19 protein-coding genes are annotated in these 19,074 nt (G+C 56.1%); all 19 read left to right on the forward strand.

Annotation, left to right across the window (positions count from 1 at the left end; all coding sequences use genetic code 11):
* Positions 1 to 34: 34 nt before the first annotated feature.
* The 19 genes from rpoB (at position 35) to rplX (ending at position 19,068) form a co-directional block, all read left to right on the forward strand.
* Complete coding sequence (gene rpoB, locus L1249_RS01865; protein ID WP_228219016.1) at positions 35 to 4,111, forward strand: DNA-directed RNA polymerase subunit beta; 4,077 nt, start codon at positions 35 to 37, stop codon at positions 4,109 to 4,111.
* Between the two features lie 10 nt (positions 4,112 to 4,121).
* Complete coding sequence (gene rpoC / locus L1249_RS01870; protein WP_044628840.1) at positions 4,122 to 8,336, forward strand: DNA-directed RNA polymerase subunit beta'; 4,215 nt, start codon at positions 4,122 to 4,124, stop codon at positions 8,334 to 8,336.
* A 198-nt stretch (positions 8,337 to 8,534) separates the two neighbouring features.
* Complete coding sequence (gene rpsL / locus L1249_RS01875) at positions 8,535 to 8,909, forward strand: 30S ribosomal protein S12 (protein WP_009098973.1); 375 nt, start codon at positions 8,535 to 8,537, stop codon at positions 8,907 to 8,909.
* A gap of 141 nt (positions 8,910 to 9,050) precedes the next feature.
* The gene (gene rpsG / locus L1249_RS01880) at positions 9,051 to 9,521 is read left to right on the forward strand and encodes a 30S ribosomal protein S7 (protein ID WP_044628839.1); all 471 of its coding nucleotides are present in this window, start codon (positions 9,051 to 9,053) and stop codon (positions 9,519 to 9,521) included.
* A gap of 167 nt (positions 9,522 to 9,688) precedes the next feature.
* Positions 9,689 to 11,812: an elongation factor G gene (fusA, locus tag L1249_RS01885; protein ID WP_044628838.1), complete on the forward strand. Its 2,124-nt coding sequence runs from the start codon at positions 9,689 to 9,691 to the stop codon at positions 11,810 to 11,812.
* A 29-nt stretch (positions 11,813 to 11,841) separates the two neighbouring features.
* Positions 11,842 to 13,035 (forward strand): elongation factor Tu, encoded by a 1,194-nt coding sequence (tuf, locus tag L1249_RS01890; protein WP_044628837.1) that lies wholly within the window; start codon positions 11,842 to 11,844, stop codon positions 13,033 to 13,035.
* Positions 13,036 to 13,195: 160 nt separating this feature from the next.
* Positions 13,196 to 13,507 carry a 30S ribosomal protein S10 gene (gene rpsJ / locus L1249_RS01895; RefSeq protein ID WP_044628836.1) on the forward strand — a complete coding sequence of 104 codons (312 nt, stop codon included), beginning with the start codon at positions 13,196 to 13,198 and terminating at the stop codon, positions 13,505 to 13,507.
* 151 nt (positions 13,508 to 13,658) lie between these two features.
* The gene (gene rplC / locus L1249_RS01900) at positions 13,659 to 14,297 is read left to right on the forward strand and encodes a 50S ribosomal protein L3 (RefSeq protein WP_044628835.1); all 639 of its coding nucleotides are present in this window, start codon (positions 13,659 to 13,661) and stop codon (positions 14,295 to 14,297) included.
* 15 nt (positions 14,298 to 14,312) lie between these two features.
* The gene (gene rplD, locus L1249_RS01905) at positions 14,313 to 14,918 is read left to right on the forward strand and encodes a 50S ribosomal protein L4 (RefSeq protein WP_054640900.1); all 606 of its coding nucleotides are present in this window, start codon (positions 14,313 to 14,315) and stop codon (positions 14,916 to 14,918) included.
* Complete coding sequence (gene rplW, locus L1249_RS01910) at positions 14,915 to 15,211, forward strand: 50S ribosomal protein L23 (protein WP_009723902.1); 297 nt, start codon at positions 14,915 to 14,917, stop codon at positions 15,209 to 15,211. The genes rplD and rplW overlap by 4 nt, the downstream gene beginning before the upstream one ends.
* A gap of 17 nt (positions 15,212 to 15,228) precedes the next feature.
* A complete protein-coding gene (rplB, locus tag L1249_RS01915) occupies positions 15,229 to 16,059 on the forward strand; it encodes a 50S ribosomal protein L2 (RefSeq protein WP_044628832.1) in 831 nt (276 codons plus the stop codon).
* Positions 16,060 to 16,092: 33 nt separating this feature from the next.
* On the forward strand, positions 16,093 to 16,368 hold the full coding sequence (gene rpsS / locus L1249_RS01920) for a 30S ribosomal protein S19 (RefSeq protein ID WP_009098993.1): 276 nt from the start codon (positions 16,093 to 16,095) through the stop codon (positions 16,366 to 16,368).
* 18 nt (positions 16,369 to 16,386) lie between these two features.
* On the forward strand, positions 16,387 to 16,719 hold the full coding sequence (gene rplV, locus L1249_RS01925; RefSeq protein ID WP_044628831.1) for a 50S ribosomal protein L22: 333 nt from the start codon (positions 16,387 to 16,389) through the stop codon (positions 16,717 to 16,719).
* An 11-nt stretch (positions 16,720 to 16,730) separates the two neighbouring features.
* A complete protein-coding gene (rpsC, locus tag L1249_RS01930) occupies positions 16,731 to 17,435 on the forward strand; it encodes a 30S ribosomal protein S3 (RefSeq protein WP_044628830.1) in 705 nt (234 codons plus the stop codon).
* Positions 17,436 to 17,450: 15 nt separating this feature from the next.
* Positions 17,451 to 17,864 (forward strand): 50S ribosomal protein L16, encoded by a 414-nt coding sequence (gene rplP, locus L1249_RS01935; protein ID WP_007112000.1) that lies wholly within the window; start codon positions 17,451 to 17,453, stop codon positions 17,862 to 17,864.
* Positions 17,864 to 18,055, forward strand: coding sequence for a 50S ribosomal protein L29 (gene rpmC, locus L1249_RS01940; protein ID WP_044628829.1), 192 nt, complete (start codon positions 17,864 to 17,866; stop codon positions 18,053 to 18,055). Before rplP ends, rpmC begins: the two co-directional genes overlap by 1 nt.
* Position 18,056: 1 nt before the next feature.
* Entirely contained in the window at positions 18,057 to 18,317 is a 261-nt protein-coding gene (gene rpsQ / locus L1249_RS01945) for a 30S ribosomal protein S17 (protein WP_009723897.1), read from the forward strand.
* Between the two features lie 50 nt (positions 18,318 to 18,367).
* Complete coding sequence (gene rplN / locus L1249_RS01950; RefSeq protein ID WP_009723896.1) at positions 18,368 to 18,739, forward strand: 50S ribosomal protein L14; 372 nt, start codon at positions 18,368 to 18,370, stop codon at positions 18,737 to 18,739.
* A 14-nt stretch (positions 18,740 to 18,753) separates the two neighbouring features.
* On the forward strand, positions 18,754 to 19,068 hold the full coding sequence (gene rplX / locus L1249_RS01955; RefSeq protein ID WP_009723895.1) for a 50S ribosomal protein L24: 315 nt from the start codon (positions 18,754 to 18,756) through the stop codon (positions 19,066 to 19,068).
* Positions 19,069 to 19,074: the final 6 nt, after the last annotated feature.

Below are 19,074 nucleotides of genomic sequence, written 5' to 3' on the forward strand. Positions count from 1 at the left end.
CGGTCACCCATGGTGAACAAGCTGGGGAATACAGATGGCTTACTCATATACTGAGAAAAAACGCATCCGCAAGGATTTCGGCAAACTGCCCCAAGTGATGGATGTGCCTTACTTGCTGGCCATCCAGCTTGATTCCTACTACGACTTTCTCCAGCAGGATCGTTCGCCCGACGAGCGCCACGAGGTTGGCCTGCACGCGGCGTTCAAGTCCGTGTTCCCGATCGAGAGCTTCTCCGGCAATGCGGCCCTGGAGTACGTGAGCTACCGTTTCGGTACGCCAGCGTTCGATGTCAAAGAGTGTCAGCTGCGTGGCGTGACCTATTCCGCTCCGCTGCGTGTCAAGGTTCGCTTGATCATCTACGATCGCGACTCTTCGAACAAGGCCATCAAAGACATCAAAGAGCAGGAAGTCTACATGGGGGAGATCCCCCTGATGACCGAGAACGGTACCTTCGTCATCAACGGTACTGAGCGGGTTATCGTTTCTCAGCTCCACCGTTCGCCCGGTGTGTTCTTCGATCACGACAAAGGCAAGAGCCACTCCTCAGGGAAGTTGCTCTACTCTGCTCGCGTGATTCCTTACCGTGGCTCTTGGCTCGACTTCGAGTTCGACCCGAAAGACAACGTCTTCGTGCGTATCGACCGCCGCCGCAAACTGCCGGCCTCGGTACTGATGCGTGCGCTGGGTATGAGCACCGAAGAGATCCTGGCTGAGTTCTTCGAAACCAGCAAATTCCACATCGAGAAGACCGGCTTCTTTGTGGAGCTGGTGCCATCACGCCTGCGCGGTGAAACGGCCACGTTCGACATCAAAGATGGCGAAGGCAGCGTCATCGTCGAAGAGGGTCGCCGGATCACTCAGAAGCACATTCGTCAGCTTGAAAAAGCCGGCCTTGAGCGTCTGGAAGTGCCGATGGAGTATCTGTTCGGCAAAACGCTGGCCAAAGACCAAATCGATACCAAAACCGGTGAGCTGATCTGCCCGTGTAACACGGAAATCACTCCGGAAGTCCTCGAGCGTATGGCGCAGGGCGGTATCACGCATATCGAAACCCTCTACACCAACGACCTCGACTGCGGTTCGTTCATTTCCGACACTCTGAAGCTGGATACCACCGGCTCTCAGTTGGAAGCGCTTGTCGAGATCTACCGCATGATGCGTCCCGGCGAGCCGCCCACCAAAGAGGCTGCCGAGACGCTGTTCCATAACCTGTTCTTCACCGAAGACCGCTACGACCTGTCGGGCGTTGGTCGGATGAAGTTCAATCGTCGCCTGCGTCGTGAAAGCGACACCGGCTCCGGCGTGCTGGATCGCAAGGACATCCTCGATGTCCTGCGTGAGCTGATCAATATCCGTAACGGCTTCGGCGACGTGGACGATATCGATCACCTGGGTAACCGTCGTATTCGCTGCGTAGGCGAAATGGCCGAGAACCAGTTCCGCGTCGGTCTGGTGCGTGTCGAGCGTGCGGTGAAAGAGCGTCTTTCCATGGCGGAAAGCGAAGGCCTGATGCCGCAAGACCTGATCAACGCCAAGCCAGTTGCGGCAGCGGTGAAAGAGTTCTTCGGCTCCAGCCAGCTGTCTCAGTTTATGGACCAGAACAACCCGCTCTCCGAGGTGACCCACAAGCGTCGTGTGTCGGCACTCGGCCCGGGTGGTCTAACCCGTGAGCGTGCAGGCTTCGAAGTGCGCGACGTACACGCCACGCACTATGGCCGCCTGTGCCCGATCGAAACGCCGGAAGGCCCGAACATCGGTCTGATCAACTCGCTGGCAACGTACAGTCATACCAATAGCTACGGCTTCTTGGAAACACCGTATCGCAAAGTGAATGCCTGCCAGGTCACTGACGATATCGTGCACTTGTCAGCGATTGAGGAAGGTGACTTCGTTATCGCCCAGGCGTCTGCGGCGGTTGACGAGTCCGGCAAGCTGATTGATGACCTGGTACAGGTACGCCACCGCGGTGAGACCACCTTTATGCGTCCTGAGCAGGTGACGCTGATGGACGTGTCTCCGCGTCAGGTTGTATCTGTCGCAGCGGCCCTGATCCCGTTCCTGGAGCACGATGATGCCAACCGCGCCTTGATGGGGGCGAACATGCAGCGTCAGGCCGTTCCGACCCTGCGTGCCGACAAGCCGCTGGTCGGTACCGGCATGGAGCGCTTCGTTGCCCGTGACTCCGGCGTTTGTGCCGTGGCGCGCCGTGGCGGCGTCATCGACTCCGTGGATGCGCGTCGTGTCGTGGTGCGGGTCAACGAAGATGAAATCATCGGCGGTGAAGCCGGCGTCGACATCTACAACCTGACCAAGTACACCCGTTCCAACCAGAACACCTGCATGAACCAGCGCCCCATCGTGCGCCCTGGTGACAACGTGGCGCGTGGTGACATCCTTGCCGACGGTCCGTCCGTCGACATGGGCGACCTAGCGCTTGGCCAGAACATGCGTATCGCGTTCATGCCCTGGAACGGCTACAACTTCGAGGACTCCATCCTGCTCTCTGAGCGTGTGGTTCAAGAAGACCGTTTCACCACCATCCACATCCAGGAACTGACCTGCGTGTCTCGCGACACCAAGTTAGGGCCGGAAGAGATTACCTCTGATATTCCCAATGTCGGTGAATCCGCACTGGGTAAACTGGACGAGGCGGGCGTTGTGTACATCGGCGCTGAAGTTGGCCCCGGTGACATTCTGGTCGGTAAGGTAACACCGAAAGGTGAAACCCAGCTGACGCCAGAAGAGAAGCTGCTGCGTGCCATCTTCGGTGAAAAAGCGTCTGACGTTAAAGATACTTCCCTGCGTGCCCCGACCGGCATGAAAGGTACGGTTATCGACGTTCAGGTGTTTACTCGTGACGGCGTTGAGAAAGACTCCCGTGCGCTCTCCATCGAGCAGATGCAGCTGGACGAAGTGCGCAAGGATCTTCAGGAAACCTACCGTATTGCCGAAGACGCAACCTTTGAGCGTCTGAAGCGTACGCTGGATGGCCAAGCGGTTAATGGCGGCCCGAACCTGAAGAAAGGCGACGTGCTGAGCGAGGCGTACCTGGACGAACTGCCGCGTCAGCAGTGGTTCAAACTGCGCATGCAGGATGAAGCCTACAACGAGCTACTGGCCCAGGCCGACGAACAGCTTGAGAACCGCCGTAAAGAGATGGACGAGCGTTTCGAAGATAAGAAGCGCAAGCTGACCCAGGGCGATGACCTCGCACCGGGCGTGCTGAAAATCGTCAAGGTCTATATGGCGGTCAAGCGTCGCATTCAGCCCGGTGACAAGATGGCCGGTCGTCACGGTAACAAGGGTGTTATCTCCGCGATCATGCCCATCGAAGACATGCCGTTCGACGAGAAGGGCGAGCCGGTGGACGTGGTGCTGAACCCGCTGGGCGTACCGTCGCGTATGAACGTCGGTCAGATCCTGGAAACTCACCTGGGTATGGCGGCACGTGGTCTCGGGGTCAAAATTGACGCCATGTTGCGTGATGCGCGTGGCCAGCAGGTTGCTGAAATTCGCGACTTCCTGGGTCAGGTGTATAACACGCCCGGTACCCGCGTCGAGGATATCGACTCGCTGACCGATGACGAAGTCATCGCGCTGGCGAAGAACCTAAAGGGCGGTGTGCCGATGGCCACACCAGTGTTCGACGGTGCCAAAGAGCACGAAATCAAGCACCTGCTGAAGCTGGCGGACATTCCGGAGTCGGGCCAAATGACGCTGTACGATGGCCGTACCGGCGATGCGTTTGACCGTCCGGTGACCGTTGGCTACATGTACATGCTGAAGCTCAACCACCTGGTAGACGACAAGATGCACGCGCGTTCTACCGGCTCTTACTCGCTTGTTACGCAGCAGCCGCTGGGTGGTAAGGCGCAGTTCGGTGGTCAGCGCTTTGGTGAGATGGAAGTGTGGGCGCTGGAAGCCTATGGCGCCGCGTACACGCTGCAAGAGATGCTCACCGTCAAGTCGGACGACGTCGAAGGCCGCACCAAGATGTACAAGAACATCGTGGATGGCGACCACACCATGCAGGCAGGCATGCCGGAATCCTTCAACGTACTCGTGAAGGAAATCCGCTCGCTGGGCATCGATATCGAGTTAGAGAGCTAGGAGCCGTCCCATGAAAGATTTGGTGAAAGTACTCAAATCGCAATCTCAGTCCGAAGAGTTTGACGCGATCAAGATTACCCTGGCGTCGCCGGACATGATTCGCTCCTGGTCCTTCGGCGAGGTGAAGAAGCCTGAGACCATCAACTACCGTACCTTTAAACCGGAACGGGATGGTCTGTTCTGTGCCAAGATTTTCGGCCCGGTCAAAGACTACGAGTGCTTGTGCGGCAAATATAAGCGCATGAAGCACCGCGGCATCATCTGTGAGAAGTGTGGTGTCGAAGTCACCAAGGCGGCCGTGCGCCGTGAGCGCATGGGTCACATCGAACTGGCATCGCCGGTGGCTCACATTTGGTTTTTGAAATCCCTGCCGTCGCGTATCGGCATGTTCCTCGATATGACGCTGCGTGATATCGAGCGCGTACTGTACTTCGAAAGCTTCGTGGTCATCGACCCCGGCATGACCACGCTGGAGCGTGGTCAGCTGTTGAACGACGAGCAGTACTTCGAAGCGCTAGAAGAGTTCGGCGATGATTTCGACGCCCGTATGGGTGCCGAAGCCGTTCAGGAGCTGCTCAAAGACATCGATCTGGAAGAAGAGATCAACACGCTGCGTGAAGAGATTCCGCAGACCAACTCTGAAACCAAGATCAAGAAGCTCTCCAAGCGCTTGAAGCTGCTGGAAGCGTTCTACCACTCCGGCAATGCGCCGGCGTGGATGGTCATGGAAGTGCTGCCCGTGCTGCCGCCGGATCTGCGTCCGTTGGTACCGCTGGACGGCGGCCGCTTTGCGACCTCCGATCTTAACGACCTTTACCGTCGTGTGATCAACCGCAACAACCGTCTGAAGCGACTGCTGGATCTTAACGCACCGGATATTATCGTGCGTAACGAGAAGCGGATGCTCCAGGAAGCGGTCGACGCGCTGCTGGATAACGGCCGCCGTGGTCGTGCGATTACCGGCTCTAACAAGCGCCCGCTGAAATCGCTTGCTGATATGATCAAAGGTAAGCAGGGTCGTTTCCGTCAGAACCTGCTGGGTAAGCGCGTAGACTACTCAGGCCGTTCGGTCATTACCGTGGGCCCGACCCTGCGTCTGCACCAGTGTGGTCTGCCGAAGAAAATGGCGCTTGAGCTGTTCAAGCCGTTCATCTACTCCAAGCTGCAGTCGCTGGGCCATGCGTCCACGATTAAAGCCGCGAAAAAGATGGTTGAGCGCGAACTGCCGGAAGTGTGGGACATCCTGGCCGACGTTATCCGCGAACACCCAGTACTGCTTAACCGCGCGCCGACGCTGCACCGTTTGGGTATCCAGGCGTTCGAGCCGCTGCTGATCGAAGGTAAGGCGATCCAGCTGCACCCGCTCGTCTGTGCGGCTTACAACGCCGACTTTGACGGTGACCAGATGGCGGTCCACGTACCGCTGACCCTGGAAGCACAGCTCGAAGCCCGTGCGCTGATGATGGCGACTAACAACGTGCTGTCGCCGGCCAACGGCGAGCCGATCATCGTACCGTCGCAGGACGTTGTTCTGGGTCTGTACTACATGACCCGTGAAAAGATCAACGCCAAGGGCGAAGGCATGGTGTTCTCCGACCTCAATGAGGTAGAGCGCGCCTTCGGCACACAGTCCGTGTCGCTGCATGCCCGCGTCAAGGTGCGTCTGGACGAAGTGGACGTCGACGAAGAGACTGGCGAGCGCTCCGAGCACCGCCGTCTTTACGACACCACCGTCGGTCGTGCGCTGTTGTTCCGCATTCTGCCGGAAGGCGTTCCGTTCGCGCTGATCGATCAGCCGATGAAGAAGAAGGCGATCTCCAGCCTGATCAACGAGGTATACCGTCGTGCGGGCCTCAAGCCCACGGTTATCTTCGCTGACCAGTTGATGTACACCGGTTTCCGTCTGGCGACCTGGTCCGGCGCCTCGATCGGTGTTAACGACTTCGTTATCCCCGATGCCAAGACCGAGATCGTTGATGCCGCTGAAGCAGAAGTCAAAGAGATCGAAGACCAGTTCTCCTCTGGCCTGGTAACCGCAGGCGAGAAGTACAACAAAGTTATCGATATCTGGTCCAAGGCGAACGATAAAGTTGCCAAGGCGATGATGGTGGGTATCTCGAAAGAGACGGTCGTTGATCGTGATGGTAACGACGTCGAGCAAGACTCGTTCAACAGCGTCTTCATCATGGCCGACTCCGGTGCTCGTGGTAGTGCCGCTCAGATCCGTCAGTTGGCGGGTATGCGTGGCCTGATGGCCAAGCCGGATGGCTCGATCATCGAAACGCCGATCGTTGCCAACTTCCGTGAAGGTCTGAACGTACTTCAGTACTTCATCTCGACCCACGGCGCACGTAAAGGTCTGGCGGATACGGCACTGAAAACGGCCAACTCCGGTTACCTGACTCGTCGTCTGGTAGACGTTGCTCAGGACTTGGTGATTACCGAGGCCGACTGTGGCACCGAAAACGGCCTGACGCTGCACCCGATCATCGAGGGTGGCGACATCATCGTACCGCTGTCTCAGCGCGTACTGGGCCGTGTTGTGGCCATTGATGTTGTCGATCCGAGCACCGAAGAAGTACTGATTCCGCGTAATACGCTGCTCGACGAGAAGTGGTGTGCCTCGCTGGACACCATGGGCGTGGACGAAATCGTCGTACGCTCCACGATTACCTGTGATACGGCTCACGGCGTGTGTTCCGCCTGTTACGGACGTGACCTTGCCCGTGGCCACCAGGTCAACATCGGTGAGTCTGTGGGTGTCATCGCCGCACAGTCGATCGGTGAGCCGGGTACTCAGCTGACCATGCGTACGTTCCACATCGGTGGTGCAGCATCGCGTTCGTCTGCGGTCGACAGTGTTCAGGTCAAGCACGGCGGTAAAGTGCGCCTGCATAACATCAAGCACGTTGAACGTGCCGACGGCAAACTGGTCGTGGTTTCTCGTTCGAGCGCCTTGGCGGTTGCCGACGATCACGGTCGTGAGCGTGAGTACTACAAGCTGCCCTATGGTGCTGAACTCTCCGTGCGTGACGGCGACGTGGTTGATGCCGGTGCGGTAGTGGCTAAGTGGGATCCGCACACGCACCCGATCATTGCGGAAGTAGAAGGTAAGGCGCAGTTCATCGATCTCGACGAGGGTGTCACCATGCACCGCAGCGTCGATGAAATGACCGGTCTGTCGTCCATCGAAGTGATCGAGTCGGCTGCACGCCCAATGGCGGGTCGTGACAAGCGCCCGATGGTGATGCTGAAAGATGCCGCTGGTGAGTACGTATCCGTGTCCGGTTCCAATACGCCGGTTCAGTACCTGCTACCGGGTAACTCCATTATCTCGGTGGACGACGGTGCGACCATCGGTGTAGGTGAGGTCGTTGCGCGTATACCGGTCGAGGCGTCGGGTAACAAGGACATCACTGGTGGTCTGCCCCGCGTGGCTGACTTGTTCGAAGCGCGTAAACCCAAAGAGCCTGCCATTTTGGCGGAAATCAGCGGTGTGGTGAGCTTCGGTAAAGAGACCAAAGGTAAGCGTCGTTTGACGATTACGCCTGAGTCTGGCGATCCGTTCGAGGCGCTGATCCCGAAATGGCGTCAAATCGCCGTGTTCGAAGGCGAGACGGTCGAGAAGGGTGAGGTGATCTCCGATGGCCCAAGCAACCCGCACGATATCCTGCGTCTGCTGGGTGTCGCGGAGCTGGCCAAGTACATCACCGCCGAAGTACAGGACGTTTATCGTCTGCAGGGCGTAGGCATCAACGACAAGCACATCGAAGTTATCGTACGTCAGATGCTGCGCAAGGTGGAGATCACCGATTCCGGCGACTCTGACTTCATTACCGGCGACCAGGCAGAACTGGTGCGCGTACTGGAGCAGAACGAGCGCCTGGAGAAAGAAGGCAAGTTCCCGGCCAAGTATCAGCGCTTGCTGCTGGGTATCACCAAGGCCAGCTTGGCCACTGAGTCGTTCATCTCCGCCGCGTCGTTCCAGGAAACGACCCGCGTACTGACCGAAGCAGCGGTAACCGGCAAGCGCGACTACCTGCGCGGCCTGAAAGAAAACGTGGTGGTTGGACGTCTGATTCCGGCAGGTACCGGTCTGACCCATCACGCAGAGCGTCGTCGCAAACGCGAAGACGTAGAGCGTCTGTTCAATCCCTCGGCTACCGAAGTTGAGCAGGAGCTTGGTGCTCAGTTAACCGCCCTTGATTCAGACGACGAGCTGTAATCGACGGTAAGGAAAACGAGTAACAACGAGTCGCTGGCCCTTATGGTGCAGTCTTGCTGGTTAAACCGCCAGCAAGACTTGACGCCACCTAGGGTCAGCCTTTAGAATGCGCAGCCTTTAACAGTGGGGTGGGTGCGCCCGCATCTGCTGAAGGTACTTGTTAAAGGCTAAGGCAACCATTGGAGTCAGCTAAACACCATGGCAACGATTAATCAGCTAGTGCGCAAGCCGCGTAAGCGCCCCGTCACTAAGAGTGACGTACCTGCGCTACAGGCATGCCCGCAGAAACGTGGCGTTTGTACGCGCGTTTACACTACTACCCCTAAGAAGCCGAACTCGGCCCTGCGTAAGGTTTGCCGTGTGCGCCTTACCAACGGTTTCGAAGTCTCTTCTTACATCGGTGGTGAAGGTCACAACCTCCAAGAGCACTCTGTTGTTCTGATTCGCGGCGGTCGTGTAAAGGATTTGCCAGGTGTGCGTTATCACACCGTTCGTGGCGCCCTTGACACCTCTGGCGTACAGAACCGTAAGCAGGGTCGTTCTAAGTACGGTACCAAGCGTCCGAAGTCCTAAGGCGTCTTGTTTCAGCGTCTTAAGACGCTGGCGTTGTTACCTTAATACGAATATGACGGTCTGATAAGAGTAAGGTCGGGCGGCGCTATTGGCGCAATGAGTTCCGGGTTTACCTGAAGGATCCTTAATTGAGGGCTTATCATGCCTAGAAGAAGAGTTGTAGCTAAACGCGAAATCCTGCCGGATCCTAAGTTCGGAAGTGAGCGTCTGGCGAAGTTCATGAACCACCTGATGATCAGCGGCAAGAAGTCCGTAGCTGAGCGCATCGTATACGGTGCGTTGGACAAGGTTGCCGAGCGTAGTAAAGAAGAGCCGCTGGAAATCTTCGACAAAGCGCTGGAAACCATCCAGCCGATGGTCGAAGTGAAGTCGCGCCGTGTTGGTGGTGCGACCTATCAGGTGCCGGTTGAAGTTCGTCCTTCGCGTCGCCAAGCCCTAGCAATGCGCTGGTTGGTGGACGCAGCGCGTCGCCGCGGTGAGAAAACGATGGTTCAGCGCCTGGCAGGTGAAATGCTGGATGCCGCTGAAGGCAAAGGCTCGGCTGTTAAGAAGCGTGAAGATGTGCACCGTATGGCAGAAGCCAACAAGGCCTTCTCTCACTATCGTTTCTAAACTCGGCGTTTCTGAGTTTGTGTTTGATTTTGTTGGTTGTGCTGCGCTAAAGAGTTTTTTCGCCATGCTGCAACACACTGCCGCTACCTTTGAGAGTGGCGGCGGTGGGATAAGCAAAATGAACACTGCTGAATTAACGAGCATTGCCAACTAACGGGAGCTTCACCGTGGCACGCAAAACACCGCTTAATCGCTATCGCAACTTGGGTATTGTTGCCCACGTTGATGCAGGTAAGACAACCACGACAGAACGTGTTTTGTTTTACACTGGCGTAAACCACAAGCTGGGCGAAACCCATGAAGGTGCTTCGACTACTGACTGGATGGAGCAAGAGCAGGAGCGTGGTATTACTATCACCTCGGCTGCTGTTACTACCTTCTGGAAAGGTATGAATCACCAGTTTGATGAGCACCGCATTAATATCATCGACACCCCTGGGCACGTTGACTTCACTATCGAAGTTGAGCGTTCTTTGCGTGTTCTTGATGGTGCTGTGGTTGTACTGTGCGGCTCTTCCGGCGTTCAGCCGCAGACCGAAACTGTATGGCGCCAGGCCAATAAATATGAAGTTCCGCGTATGGTCTTCGTCAATAAGATGGACCGTACCGGTGCAGACTTCTTCATGGTCGTTGACCAGTTGAAGGAGCGCTTAGGTGCTAACGCTGTGCCAATCCAGATTAACTGGGGTACAGAGGAAGACTTTAAAGGCGTTATCGACCTGATCGAGATGAAGGCTATCCTCTGGAATGAGGCAGACTTAGGCACTTCGTATGAGCTTGTCGATATTCCTGCTGAGCTACAAGAGACTGCCGAAAAATATCGCGAGCAAATGGTCGAAGCCGCAGCTGAAGGCTCTGATGAATTGATGGATAAGTACCTCGAAGGTGGGGAACTGACCATTGAAGAAATCAAAGCAGGTCTTCGTGCGCGCACACTGGCTAGCGAAATCGTTCTAGTGACCTGTGGTTCTGCCTTTAAGAATAAGGGTGTTCAAGCGGTCCTGGATGCGGTTGTTGAGTATCTGCCCTCGCCGACAGAAGTTAAAGCAATCGAAGGTGAGCTGGACGACAAAGACGGCACCATCGCGACTCGTGAAGCAGACGATAGCGCTCCGTTCGCTGCACTAGCGTTCAAGATCGCCACCGACCCCTTCGTTGGTACGCTGACCTTCATTCGCGTCTACTCAGGCGTTCTGAAATCTGGTGACGGTGTTTATAACTCCGTTAAGCAGAAGAAAGAGCGTGTTGGTCGTATCGTTCAGATGCACGCCAACTCTCGCGAAGAGATCAAAGAAGTACTCGCAGGCGACATCGCTGCTTGTATCGGTCTGAAGGATGTCACTACAGGTGACACTCTGTGTGATATCGATCACAAGATCGTGCTTGAGCGCATGGAGTTCCCGGATCCGGTTATCTCTGTTGCTGTAGAGCCTAAGTCGAAAGCTGACCAGGAAAAAATGGGTGTTGCGCTGGGTAAATTGGCCCAGGAAGATCCTTCCTTCCAGGTGAAGACCGACGAAGAGACCGGCCAGACCATCATCTCGGGTATGGGCGAGCTGCACCTGGATATCATCGTTGACCGTATGCGTCGCGAGTTCAAGGTAGAAGCGAACATCGGTAAGCCGCAGGTTGCCTACCGTGAAACGATTCGTGGCAGCGTCGAGCAGGAAGGTAAATTCGTACGTCAGTCCGGTGGTCGTGGTCAGTACGGTCACGTGTGGCTGCGTATCGAGCCGCTGACTGCAGAAGAGAAGGGTGAAGGCGAAGAAGAGATCTTCTTCAAGTTCAACTCTGAGATCGTAGGTGGTGTGGTTCCGAAGGAATACGTGCCTGCGGTTGAGAAAGGTGCTTTCGAGCAGCTGCAAAATGGTGTCATCGCGGGTTACCCGATGATCGACGTCAAAGTCACGCTGTTTGATGGTTCCTACCATGACGTGGACTCTAACGAGACTGCGTTCAAGATTGCTTCTTCTATGGCAGTGAAAGAAGGTGCCAGGAAGGCCAAGGCCGTGCTGCTGGAGCCGGTGATGAAGGTCGAAGTCGTGACCCCCGAAGAGTTTATGGGTGACGTCATGGGCGACCTGAACCGTCGTCGCGGCCTGGTGCAGGGCATGGATGACTCTTCCTCTGGTAAAGTCATTCGTGCAACGGTGCCACTGGGTGAGATGTTCGGTTACGCAACCGATCTGCGCTCACAGACCCAGGGCCGTGCGAGCTACTCTATGGAGTTCGCGAAGTACGAGGAGGCGCCCTCCAGCGTCGTTGAAGCCGTCATCAACCAAAACGGTTAACCGTTAGCTAACGTAAAGAGGTTATAGCAGTGGCTAAGGAAAAATTTGAACGTTCCAAACCGCACGTCAACGTCGGCACCATCGGTCACGTCGACCACGGTAAAACGACTCTGACAGCGGCCCTGACCCGCGTGTCTGCTGAGGTTTTCGGCGGCGACTGGCGTGAATTCGATACCATCGATAACGCTCCGGAAGAGCGTGAGCGTGGTATCACCATCGCGACATCTCACGTTGAATACCAGTCTGAAGTGCGTCACTACGCACACGTTGACTGCCCGGGACACGCTGACTACGTCAAGAACATGATCACCGGTGCTGCCCAGATGGACGGCGCGATCCTGGTATGTTCTGCCGCTGACGGCCCCATGCCGCAGACGCGTGAGCACATCCTGCTGTCTCGTCAGGTTGGCGTTCCGTACATCGTTGTGTTCCTGAACAAAGCGGACATGGTCGATGACGAAGAGCTGCTCGAGCTGGTCGAAATGGAAGTTCGTGAACTTCTGTCCGAGTACGACTTCCCGGGTGACGACACGCCGATCATTACTGGTTCTGCGCTGATGGCGCTGAACGGTGAAGACGAGAACGGCATGGGTACTACTGCGGTAGCTAACCTAATCAAAGCTCTGGATGACTACATCCCTGAGCCGGAGCGTGCGATCGACCAGCCGTTCCTGATGCCGATCGAAGACGTATTCTCTATCTCTGGCCGTGGTACCGTTGTTACCGGTCGTGTAGAGCGCGGTATCGTTAAAGCTGGTGAAGAAGTGGAAATCGTGGGTATCCGCGACACCACCAAAACCACCGTTACTGGCGTAGAAATGTTCCGTAAGCTGCTCGACGAAGGTCGTGCAGGTGAGAACGTTGGTGCGCTGCTGCGTGGTACTAAGCGTGATGACGTTGAGCGTGGTCAGGTGCTGGCGAAGCCGGGCACCATCAACCCGCACACTGTCTTCGAAGCCGAAGTCTACGTACTGTCCAAAGAAGAAGGTGGTCGTCACACGCCTTTCTTCAAAGGCTACCGTCCCCAGTTCTACTTCCGTACCACTGACGTAACAGGTACTTGTGAACTGCCGGAAGGCGTTGAAATGGTAATGCCGGGCGACAACGTTAAGATGGTTGTTACCCTGATTGCTCCAATCGCTATGGACGAAGGTCTGCGCTTCGCAATCCGCGAAGGTGGTCGTACCGTTGGTGCTGGCGTTGTTGCAAAAATCGTCAAGTAAGCTTGCTTGATGGTTGATCAAGAGGGGCTCTTGCGAGCCCCTTTTTCTGCGCACCAATAGCAAATGTTTGACATGGGCTTTTGGCGTGCCTATAATGCGCATCCTTTGAATGCGTGGGTAGACGGCTCGCGCCGTCGACATCCATTGGAGTTTAGGGCAAATGCAGAACCAAAAGATTCGCATTCGGTTGAAAGCGTTCGACCATCGCCTGATTGATCAGTCCACAGCGGAAATCGTTGAAACCGCTAAGCGTACTGGTGCTCAGGTTCGTGGGCCGATTCCGCTGCCGACCAACCGCGAGCGCTATACCATTCTGGTTTCACCGCACGTCAACAAAGATGCGCGTGATCAGTATGAGATTCGTACTCATAAGCGTGTGCTCGACATCGTTGAGCCGACCGAGAAAACTGTTGATGCGCTGATGAAGCTCGATCTCGCCGCTGGCGTAGACGTGCAAATCAAGCTCGACTAATACACTAGACACTTCGCGGCCCAGCGCTCACCGTTTTTAGTATGTGAGCAGCAGCCGCCGCGCCGTGAGGCGCCACACAATGTGCTAGTGGAATGCTCTGGAAAGGGCAGCCATAGCGGGTGATAGCCCCGTACACTATAGGAGACTGAGTATGACTATCGGTTTAGTCGGTAAAAAGGCCGGGATGACCCGTGTCTTTACCGAAGATGGCGCATCCGTGCCCGTGACCGTTATTGAAGTTGATCCTAACCGTGTAACGCGCGTTAAGACCATTGAGTCTGACGGCTACGCAGCGGTTCAGGTGACTACAGGTTCTCGTAAAGCCAAGCACCTCACCAAAGCGCAAGCTGGACAGTTTGCCAAGGCGGGTGTTGAGGCTGGTCGTTCACTGATGGAATTCCGTCTTGCAGAAGGCGAAGAAGCTCCTGAAGTGGGTGGCGAACTCACCGTATCCCTCTTCGAAGCTGGTCAAATGATCGACGTGACCGGCACCTCTAAGGGTAAAGGCTTCCAGGGTGCTGTTAAGCGCTGGAACTTCCGTACCCAAGACAACAGCCATGGTAACTCCCTGTCGCATCGCGCGCCGGGTTCTATCGGCATGTGTCAGACACCTGGCCGCGTATTCAAAGGCAAGAAAATGGCCGGTCAAATGGGTAACACCCGTTGCACCGTACAGAGCCTTGAGATCGTCCGTGTCGACGCCGAGCGTAACCTGCTGCTGATCAAAGGCGCAGTACCGGGTGCTACCGGTAGCGACGTTATCGTTCGCAGCGCCGTGAAAGCTGGCTGAAGGGGATAATTACCAATGAATCTGAATCTTGCTGCAGGCACGGGTACCGTTGAAGTAGCCGACGCCACTTTTGGCAAAGAATTCAACGAAGCGCTGGTGCACCAGGTCGTTACCGCCTACTTGGCTGGTGGCCGTCAGGGTACGCGCGCTCAAAAGAACCGTTCCGACGTACGTGGTGGTGGTAAGAAGCCGTGGCGTCAGAAGGGTACCGGTCGTGCACGTGCCGGTACTATCCGCTCTCCGCTGTGGCGCAGCGGCGGTGTGACTTTCGCGGCGCGTCCACAGGACTACACCCAGAAAGTTAACCGCAAAATGTACCGCGCGGCGATGCGTTCCATCCTGTCTGAGCTGGTACGTCAAGAGCGTTTAGTCGCTATTGAAGAGTTCAGCGTAGAAGCGCCGAAGACCAAGCAGGTAGCTGCCAAGCTGAAAGAGCTCAACCTTGAGAAAGTGTTGATCGTCACTGAAGAAGTTGACGAAACGCTCTATCTGGCCGCACGCAACCTTCCCCACGTCGATGTGGTGGATGTCGCTGCAGCTGATCCGGTGAGCCTGGTTGCCTTTGATAAGGTCCTGGTCACCGTCTCCGCCCTGCGTAAATTCGAGGAGAAGCTGGCATGAACCAGGAACGCGTATTCAAGGTTCTGCTTGGACCGCACGTGACCGAAAAGGCCGCGATGGCAGCCGAGCGCAACCAGTACGTTTTCAAGGTGGCAAGCGATGCTACCAAGCCCGAGATCAAGAAAGCCGTTGAAGCACTGTTCGGCAAGAAGGTCGGCAGCGTTCAGGTGCTGAACGTTAAGGGTAAAACAAAGCGTACTGCTCACGGCGTTGGCCTGCGTAAGGGTTACCGCAAAGCGTATGTGACCCTGGCTGCGGGTGAAACGCTCGAAGACTTCTCTGGCGCCGAATAAGGGCAGGAGTACGGATAATGGCAATCGTCAAGACCAAACCCACATCCGCCGGTCGTCGCCACGTCGTCAAGATCGTTGGTGAGGAGCTGTACAAGGGCCGTGCTTATGCACCGCTTTTGGAAAAACAGTCCAAGTCCGGTGGCCGTAACAACTACGGTCGCATCACCACCCGCCACGTGGGCGGTGGTCACCGTCATCACTATCGGTTGATCGACTTCAAACGCACCAAAGATGGCATTCCTGCTACTGTTGAGCGTCTGGAGCACGACCCGAACCGCAGTGCGCACATTGCGCTGCTGAAGTATGCCGATGGCGAGCGTCGTTACATCATTGCACCGAAAGGTGTCAGCGCGGGTGACGTGCTGGAATCTGGTGTTAACGCGCCCATCAAGAAAGGCAATGCCTTGCCTCTGCGTAACATCCCGCTGGGTTCTACCGTTCACGGTATCGAACTGAAGCCGGGTAAAGGCGCGCAGATTGCTCGCAGTGCCGGTACTAGCGCTCAGCTGGTTGCTCGTGAAGGTAATTACGCCACCCTGCGTCTTCGCTCTGGCGAAATGCGCAAGGTTTTGGCTGAATGCCGCGCAACCTTGGGTGAAGTGAGCAACTCCGAGCACAGCCTGCGTCAACTTGGCAAGGCCGGTGCGAAGCGCTGGAGAGGTGTGCGTCCGACTGTTCGCGGTGTCGCGATGAACCCGGTGGATCACCCGCACGGTGGTGGTGAAGGCCGCACCAGTGGTGGACGTCACCCGGTATCCCCATGGGGCGTGCCGACTAAGGGTCACAAGACGCGTAAGAACAAGCGCACCGACAAGCTGATCGTTCGTCGTCGTAATAAGACACGTTGATCTAAATTGCCAAGACATTAAGAGGTAACGGCTGTGCCACGTTCACTAAAGAAAGGTCCCTTCATTGACCTTCATCTTTTGAAGAAGGTAGAGGCTGCAGTGGAGAAGAACGACCGTAAACCGATCAAGACTTGGTCGCGTCGTTCGATGATCCTGCCAAACATGGTAGGCCTCACAATTGCTGTCCATAACGGTCGCCAACACGTCCCGGTGCATGTTTCCGAGGAAATGGTTGGTCACAAGCTGGGCGAATTCGCTGCTACTCGCACTTATCGCGGGCATGCGGCGGACAAGAAAGCCAAACGGTAAGCCAGAGAGGATTAAGAGATGGAAGTCACAGCTAAGCTGAGTGGCGCTGCTTTATCCGCACAGAAGGCCCGTTTGGTGGCTGACCAGGTGCGCGGTAAACCGGTCGCCGAAGCGCTTGATCTGCTGACCTTCTCCCCGAAGAAGGCTGCCAAACTGGTCAAGAAAGTGCTTCAGTCCGCCATCGCGAATGCGGAAGAAAACAACGGCATGGACATCGACGAGCTGCGTGTCTCGACCATCTGCGTCGATGAGGGCATGACGCTCAAGCGTATCAAGCCGCGCGCCAAAGGCCGTGCGGATCGTATCTTGAAGCGCACCTGCCACATCACCGTCAAGGTAGCCGAGAAGTAGGAGTCGACCAGATGGGTCAGAAAGTCAATCCAACAGGCATTCGACTGGGCATCGTCAAAGACCATGCTTCTGTCTGGTATGCCGAGCGCGGCGCCTATGCCGATAAGCTCAACAACGATCTCGAAGTGCGCAGCTTCCTGGAAGAGCGTCTGAAAAACGCCTCCGTTAGCCGCATTCACATCGAGCGTCCGGCTAACAATGCCCGCATCACCATTCACACTGCCCGTCCGGGTATCGTGATTGGTAAGAAAGGTGAAGATGTCGACCGTTTGCGTCGCGACCTCACCGAGATGATGGGTGTTCCGGTTCATGTGAACATCGAAGAAGTTCGCAAGCCGGAGCTGGATGCCAAGCTGGTTGCTGCTAACGTAGCGGGTCAGCTTGAGCGTCGCGTTATGTTCCGTCGTGCGATGAAGCGCGCGGTACAAAACGCAATGCGTCTTGGCGCTGGCGGCATCAAGATTCAGCTGTCAGGTCGTCTTGGTGGTGCTGAAATCGCCCGTACCGAATGGTACCGCGAAGGTCGCGTTCCGCTGCATACCCTGCGTGCTGATATCGACTACGCCACCTTTGAGGCTCACACCACCTATGGCGTTATCGGCGTCAAAGTGTGGATCTTCAAGGGCGAAATCCTCGGCGGTATCGAGGAAGTACGTGCCAAGGCTAAGCAACAGCAGCCTGCCGGCAACGCGCCCAAGAAGAAAGGTTCCAGGTAAGGGGAGAGCGAGTCGATGTTACAGCCCAAGCGTATGAAATTCCGCAAGATGATGAAAGGCCGCAACCGTGGCCTGGCGCATCGCGGAAGCAAGATCAGCTTCGGGGAATACGGTCTCAAAGCAACCGGTCGTGGCCGCATTACTGCGCGCCAGATCGAAGCAGGCCGTCGTGCGATCACACGTCACGTTAAGCGTGGCGGTAAGATCTGGATCCGCGTTTTCCCTGACAAGCCGATCTCCAAGAAGCCGCTCGAAGTTCGTATGGGTAAGGGTAAAGGTTCAGTTGAGTACTGGGTAGCCCAGATCCAGCCGGGTCGGGTCCTGTATGAAATTGAAGGTGTATCCGAAGAGCTGGCCCGTGAAGCATTTGAACTGGCCGCCCAGAAGATGCCCCTGTCCACCACCTTTGCGAAACGGACGGTGATGTGATGAAAGCCCAGGAAATTCGTGAAAAGTCCGTAGGAGAGCTCAAAGAGCAGCTCCTCGAGCTCCTCCGCGAGCAGTTTAACCTGCGCATGCAGAAGGCCACAGGCCAACTGAGCCAGACTCATCTGCTCAAGCAGGTCCGTCGGGATATCGCCCGCGTTAAGACTGTGCTCAACGAGAAGGCAGGTGATTGAGATGGCCGAAGAGAAAAAAACACGTACGCTGACCGGCAAGGTGGTCAGCGACAAGATGGATAAGTCCATCGTCGTTATGATCGAGCGTCGTGAGCGTCACCCGATCTACGGAAAATACGTTAAGCGCTCCACCAAGCTGCACGCCCATGATGAGGCGAACCAGGCAAAGGCAGGCGATACGGTTTCCATTCAGGAGTGCCGTCCGCTTTCCAAGAAGAAAGCCTGGACGCTGGTCGAGGTGGTCGAGCAGGCCAAAGGTTAATTCCTAGGTCTGTCCAACCAGTGCAGTCAGATTAGGTTTGGAGAAAACCGATGATTCAGACTCAGACAATGCTGGATGTCGCCGACAACAGCGGAGCGCGCCGGGTGCAATGCATCAAGGTGCTAGGCGGTTCACACCGTCGTTACGCCCGCGTTGGTGACGTCATTAAAGTAACGGTGAAAGAAGCTATTCCGCGCGGTAAGGTCAAAAAAGGCCAAGTGCTGAAAGCGGTAGTCGTTCGCACCCGTAGTGGCGTCCGTCGTAGTGACGGTTCGCTGATCCGTTTCGATGGAAATGCGGCAGTTTTGTTGAACAACACCAACGAACAGCCGATCGGCACGCGTATCTTCGGGCCGGTAACTCGTGAACTTCGTAACGAGAAGTTCATGAAGATCATTTCCCTAGCGCCTGAAGTGCTGTAAGGAGCGAGGCGGATATGCAAAAGATCAAACGTGACGATGAAGTCATCGTCATCGCCGGGAAGGATAAGGGCAAGCGCGGCACCGTTAAGCGGGTACTAGAAAACCGCTTCGTGGTGTCTGGTGTGAACATGATCAAACGTCACACCAAGCCCAATCCCATGGCGGGTAATCAGGGCGGTATCGTCGAGCGTGAGGCTCCGATTCACGCGTCCAACGTAGCCATCTTCAATTCGGAGACCGGTAAGGCGGATCGCGTCGGCTTCCAAGTTAAGGAAGACGGTACCAAGGTACGTATCTACAAGTCGACGCAGACGCAGATCGACGCCTAACGCGAG

The sequence above is a fragment of the Halomonas sp. Cn5-12 genome (assembly GCF_021532545.1).
GTDB classification, from domain to species: Bacteria; Pseudomonadota; Gammaproteobacteria; order Pseudomonadales; family Halomonadaceae; genus Vreelandella; species Vreelandella aquamarina.

What these genes read in the sequence shown, in the direction of transcription:
- rpoB (WP_228219016.1), top strand. Translation starts at nt 35, where the DNA reads ATGGCTTACTCATATACTGAGAAAAAACGCATCCGCAAGGATTTCGGC.
- rpoC (WP_044628840.1), top strand. Translation starts at nt 4,122, where the DNA reads ATGAAAGATTTGGTGAAAGTACTCAAATCGCAATCTCAGTCCGAAGAG.
- rpsL (WP_009098973.1), top strand. Translation starts at nt 8,535, where the DNA reads ATGGCAACGATTAATCAGCTAGTGCGCAAGCCGCGTAAGCGCCCCGTC.
- rpsG (WP_044628839.1), top strand. Translation starts at nt 9,051, where the DNA reads ATGCCTAGAAGAAGAGTTGTAGCTAAACGCGAAATCCTGCCGGATCCT.
- rpsJ (WP_044628836.1), top strand. Translation starts at nt 13,196, where the DNA reads ATGCAGAACCAAAAGATTCGCATTCGGTTGAAAGCGTTCGACCATCGC.
- rplC (WP_044628835.1), top strand. Translation starts at nt 13,659, where the DNA reads ATGACTATCGGTTTAGTCGGTAAAAAGGCCGGGATGACCCGTGTCTTT.
- rplD (WP_054640900.1), top strand. Translation starts at nt 14,313, where the DNA reads ATGAATCTGAATCTTGCTGCAGGCACGGGTACCGTTGAAGTAGCCGAC.
- rplW (WP_009723902.1), top strand. Translation starts at nt 14,915, where the DNA reads ATGAACCAGGAACGCGTATTCAAGGTTCTGCTTGGACCGCACGTGACC.
- rplB (WP_044628832.1), top strand. Translation starts at nt 15,229, where the DNA reads ATGGCAATCGTCAAGACCAAACCCACATCCGCCGGTCGTCGCCACGTC.
- rplV (WP_044628831.1), top strand. Translation starts at nt 16,387, where the DNA reads ATGGAAGTCACAGCTAAGCTGAGTGGCGCTGCTTTATCCGCACAGAAG.
- rpsC (WP_044628830.1), top strand. Translation starts at nt 16,731, where the DNA reads ATGGGTCAGAAAGTCAATCCAACAGGCATTCGACTGGGCATCGTCAAA.
- rplP (WP_007112000.1), top strand. Translation starts at nt 17,451, where the DNA reads ATGTTACAGCCCAAGCGTATGAAATTCCGCAAGATGATGAAAGGCCGC.
- rpmC (WP_044628829.1), top strand. Translation starts at nt 17,864, where the DNA reads ATGAAAGCCCAGGAAATTCGTGAAAAGTCCGTAGGAGAGCTCAAAGAG.
- rpsQ (WP_009723897.1), top strand. Translation starts at nt 18,057, where the DNA reads ATGGCCGAAGAGAAAAAAACACGTACGCTGACCGGCAAGGTGGTCAGC.
- rplN (WP_009723896.1), top strand. Translation starts at nt 18,368, where the DNA reads ATGATTCAGACTCAGACAATGCTGGATGTCGCCGACAACAGCGGAGCG.
- rplX (WP_009723895.1), top strand. Translation starts at nt 18,754, where the DNA reads ATGCAAAAGATCAAACGTGACGATGAAGTCATCGTCATCGCCGGGAAG.